The following is a 1,241-nucleotide window of genomic DNA, read 5'->3' on the forward strand; positions in this document are numbered from 1 at the left end:
CGGCGGGGCGAGGGCTGAGCTTGTCGAAGCCAGCCTATCCGCTGGCTGAGCCTGTCGAAGCCAGCTTGTCGAAGCCAGCCTATCCGCTGGCTGAGCCTGTCGAAGCCAGAGTGGGGTCGAAGCCCCGCCCTCGCCCCGCCGCGTGGCTTCGACAGGCTCAGCCAGCGGCGGGGCGAGGGCTGAGCTTGTCGAAGCCAGCCTATCCGCTGGCTGAGCCTGTCGAAGCCAGCTTGTCGAAGCCACCTGGGCGAGTTGTTCGGCGGTAGCAAGGAGCTTGGCGACCATCGTTTCGTCAACGTATGCTTCGCCGCAATTTATGGCTCCCTCCTTCACGATCCGCACCTCCTACTTGAAGCGACTCAAGCGGGACAAAAAGCGGGACAAAACGACATGATGAACAGATTGTTAGCCTATAATGCAGTTTATACGACGGTTTTGTTATGTACAATCTGTAGTACGATGAACTATAATAGCGTTGTTGTTGACTCCTAGTTCATATACATCTTCATCAATACCAAGCGAGGAAGTATGAAGCCTCATCGTAGCTGGATCGTCTTGGGTTTGTTGCTGTTGAGCATTGCGCTTTCCCATACTGCGTTGAGCGCTACGGCGCAGCAGGACGAGGATGTTTTGCGATTTGATCAGGGTCAGGGGTTGAACAATAGTGCGCTGCAGGGTTGGCCACGTACCCGTTTTAACGGTGGCCTCGCAGGGCGTTTCTATGAGGTACTCAATGCGCCGCGTTGTGCTGATGCGCCAACGCCTGCGTGCCGTGTTGCTGCCGCTGATCCGTTGCATCAGGTTGAACTGTTGGTTGAGCATACCAGCAATGAGGCAACCGTCACCGCTGCAATGTGGGCCGATGCCCTGTTGCGCCAGGGGTATCAGGCAGAGCAGGTGCAGGTGGCTGGCTATGCCGCCCTGCGCTTGACGAGCCTCCAGGCTGATGCGGCCTATGCGGCGGTCTATACGCTGGAGCTTGAGGATGTCTTCTATTTGATTGGGTTTAGCCGCAGTTTTTTGGCTGAGCCCGATGCGCTTGTTGCGATCCTTGCTGCCTTTGAGCTTGACCCCAGTACGGCACCGCTGCCGTTTCGCCATGAGGTGGAACTTGGGGCAGAGTTGCCTGATGTGGGGAGTGAGCCGATCACCGACCCCGGCGAGAGCAATGGGGATAACGGCGACCCGTCTGACCCTGGCGATGGGGATAGCGGAACCACCCCTGGCGATGGCGATGGGGA

The 1,241-nt window shown here is 57.9% G+C and carries 2 protein-coding genes; one reads left to right on the forward strand and one right to left on the reverse strand.

The features are described 5' to 3' along the window. Nucleotides 1-285 (reverse strand): hypothetical protein (locus CJ255_RS22010; protein WP_133117024.1); only part of this gene is annotated, 285 nt, incomplete at its 3' end. Between the two features lie 243 nt (nt 286-528). Between CJ255_RS22010 and CJ255_RS22015 the strand changes: the two genes are divergently transcribed. Beyond that, on the forward strand, nt 529-1,241 hold a 713-nt coding region (locus CJ255_RS22015; RefSeq protein ID WP_217352526.1), incomplete at its 3' end, for a hypothetical protein.

The sequence above is a fragment of the Candidatus Viridilinea mediisalina genome (assembly GCF_002532535.1).
Taxonomy (GTDB): domain Bacteria; phylum Chloroflexota; class Chloroflexia; order Chloroflexales; family Chloroflexaceae; genus Viridilinea; species Viridilinea mediisalina.